This is a genomic window from Haladaptatus sp. (assembly GCF_049589095.1).
Lineage (GTDB): Archaea > Halobacteriota > Halobacteria > Halobacteriales > Haladaptataceae > Haladaptatus.
This window is the reverse complement of record NZ_JBAWAC010000045.1, coordinates 1-2,393: the sequence shown is the minus strand read 5'-3', so window position 1 is coordinate 2,393 and position 2,393 is coordinate 1. Positions and strand designations below refer to the sequence as shown.

Here is a 2,393-nt window from a genome sequence, read left to right as displayed (position 1 = left end):
GTGCAGTTCCTCGACGGTCGCGCCCATCTCCGCCGCGATGACTGCCGCTTCCCCGGCGGGGATCGCGTCGCTCGTGCCGGCGCTGACGACGCCGACCGTCGCGTCGATATTCGGTACCTCGAACTTCGGTCCGTGTGCGACGAGCAGGTTCGCCCGCTCGTGAATCGTTACGGTGGCGTCGGGGTGATCGGCGTCGAGGCGGCGACGGACCGCTTCGGTGTGTTCCTCGTCCGCTCGCGTGACGAGCGCTCTGCCCGCCGTTTCGACGGCCGTCGCGGCGAGTTCGGCGACTTCGCTCGGCGTCTTTCCATCGCAGAGAACCGCCTCCGGTACGCCACGACGCGTCTCGCGGGCGGCATCGAACCGCCCGGCACCGTTCGTCGCGTATCCGGTCAACTTCGCTTCCGCTTCGGCAACGCTGACTTCTCCGTCCGCGACCGATTCGAGTAGTTCGCGCATATTCGGGACTTTGTGGCCCTCCTACTCCGTTCTATCGTCTTCGGCCACTCGATACTACTTCACTTAAAGCTTTTGGCTATCTCGACAGAGTGGGTCACATTCTTCGACTCGTGGCTGTTCACCGCATAATTTGGGAAGCTTTATTAGCTGGGCTACGGAACGTGAATCCTGTATGGCAGACCTTATTGTCAAAGCGGCTGTGAAGGAAGCGCTCGACGACAAAAACGTTGCCTCGGACTTCTACGACGCACTCGACGAGGAAGTCGCAGGACTTCTCGAGGACGCCGCACGACGTGCTGAGGAGAACGACCGAAAGACGGTCCAGCCCCGCGACCTGTAAATCGGAAACATCCTTTCATTCATTTTTTGACCGCCGACCAGCCACGGCGTTCCTCGAAATAGCGACTTCGACGCTAGGATCGACGAACTTCGACGCTACAATCGCCGTACTTCGACGCCATCGTCCGTTCCGACGTGTATCTCGTCGGCCATCCCGACGAACAGTCCGTGTTCGACCACGCCCGGAATCGCCGAGAGTTCACACGCGAGTTCGGCCGGTGAGTCGATGGCTCTGAACTCGCAGTCGATGACGAGGTTCCCGTTGTCCGTGACGACCGGCCCGTCCTTGTGCGCCGCTTCGCGCAGATTCGGTTCGCCGCCCAGGCGGCGAACCTCGTCGGCGACGGTCGTCCGCGCGGCGGGGAGCACTTCGAGCGGTACGGGATGGGTTAATCGCTCGCCAGCCTTGCTCGGATCGGTGACGACGAGGAATCGCTCCGCCGCACCGTCCACGATTTTCTCCCGAGCGTGTGCCCCGCCGCCGCCCTTGATCAAGTCGCCCCCGGCGAACTGGTCGGCACCGTCGATGGCGACGTCGACGGTTTCGACCGAATCGAGATCGGTGAGTGAAATCCCTTCCTCCTGTGCGAGTTGCCGCGATTGGAATGACGTCGGAATTCCCTGTATGTCGAGCCCGGCATCCACCATCCGTCCGAGTGCTCGAATCGCGTGGGCGGCCGTACTGCCCGTCCCCAATCCGACTACCATTCCATCCTCGACTGCTTCCGCCGCGTTCTCGCCCGCATTCCGCTTCGCTTCGTCGCTTCCACCCGTCGTTTTCATATTCGTGGAAATCGGTGCACGGCGGAAAAAGGTTGCTAGCCCGAAGGGGAGACGTTTCCCCCGATAAATAAACTGGATTTTCGAAGGGTCAGCTACAGGTTCGTATCTCACGTACGACTATCCGGATGTGGTTCCCCACATTCGGAAGGAGGGAACTCGGTTCCTCTTGTGTTGCGCCCGAGTCGCTCTTCGAACGGGAACGCGCCCGGTTGTACCGACATCTGTCGTCACTCGGATCGAAACGTCGCCCGACCGCGTTCCCGTGACTCATTGCTCCGCGTCGTTCATACCCTGCTTGCGTCAGTCTTCAAACGGTAGAACGCCGGGTTCCTCGACGACGACCCACCAGTGGTAGTCTGCTTTGGGATGTCGGCGCTCTACGTGTTCTCGTAGCGTCTCGCCCTGCTCGAAGTCACGCCCGCAGAGGTTACAGCGGTGATGTCGCTTTCGCGCCATGAAACTAGAACGCCGTTGCAACGCTAAAACTCGTCGCCCGCTCATGTACTGTCCTCCTTTTCCTCCTGTTTCCCTTGTCCCTCCGCCCGACTCATCGCGTCATAGATTCCGTCAGCTATCGCCGTCCCCCATAGCACTATTGTTCCCGCTCGCGTACTCTCCCGCATGCCACGCGAAGAACTGGTACACGCAGCAGAGGAACTGAAACACGCCAGTGCCGACGCCTCCGGCGAGGTCAAAGAACGCCTCGAATCACAGGCCGACACGCTTCAGTCGCTCGCTCAGGCCGACCAGGGTCCGGACCACGGCCGACTCGCCCGAATCATGCACGCCCTCTCGGAACTCAAGGAGGACGC

At 61.2% G+C, this 2,393-nt stretch carries 4 protein-coding genes and 1 pseudogene; 2 read left to right on the top strand and 3 right to left on the bottom strand.

What is annotated here, in order from left to right:
* Window positions 1-459 (bottom strand): annotated as a pseudogene (locus tag WBV42_RS01480) (nickel pincer cofactor biosynthesis protein LarB); the annotation flags it as partial.
* A 172-nt stretch (window positions 460-631) separates the two neighbouring features.
* Between WBV42_RS01480 and WBV42_RS01475 the strand changes: the two are divergent.
* Window positions 632-799 carry a DUF1931 family protein gene (locus WBV42_RS01475; RefSeq protein WP_066140253.1) on the top strand — a complete coding sequence of 56 codons (168 nt, stop codon included), beginning with the start codon at window positions 632-634 and terminating at the stop codon, window positions 797-799.
* Between the two features lie 95 nt (window positions 800-894).
* On the opposite strand, the gene rpiA is transcribed toward WBV42_RS01475, so the two are convergent.
* Together rpiA and WBV42_RS01465 are read right to left on the bottom strand one after the other, a co-directional pair.
* The gene (gene rpiA / locus WBV42_RS01470; RefSeq protein ID WP_423984463.1) at window positions 895-1,581 is read right to left on the bottom strand and encodes a ribose-5-phosphate isomerase RpiA; all 687 of its coding nucleotides are present in this window, start codon (window positions 1,579-1,581) and stop codon (window positions 895-897) included.
* A 300-nt stretch (window positions 1,582-1,881) separates the two neighbouring features.
* The gene (locus WBV42_RS01465; RefSeq protein WP_253224941.1) at window positions 1,882-2,037 is read right to left on the bottom strand and encodes a hypothetical protein; all 156 of its coding nucleotides are present in this window, start codon (window positions 2,035-2,037) and stop codon (window positions 1,882-1,884) included.
* 165 nt (window positions 2,038-2,202) lie between these two features.
* On the opposite strand from WBV42_RS01465, the gene WBV42_RS01460 reads away from it, so the two are divergent.
* Window positions 2,203-2,393, top strand: a 191-nt coding sequence (locus tag WBV42_RS01460) for a DUF7553 family protein (RefSeq protein ID WP_423984462.1), incomplete at its 3' end; no start/stop codon positions are given.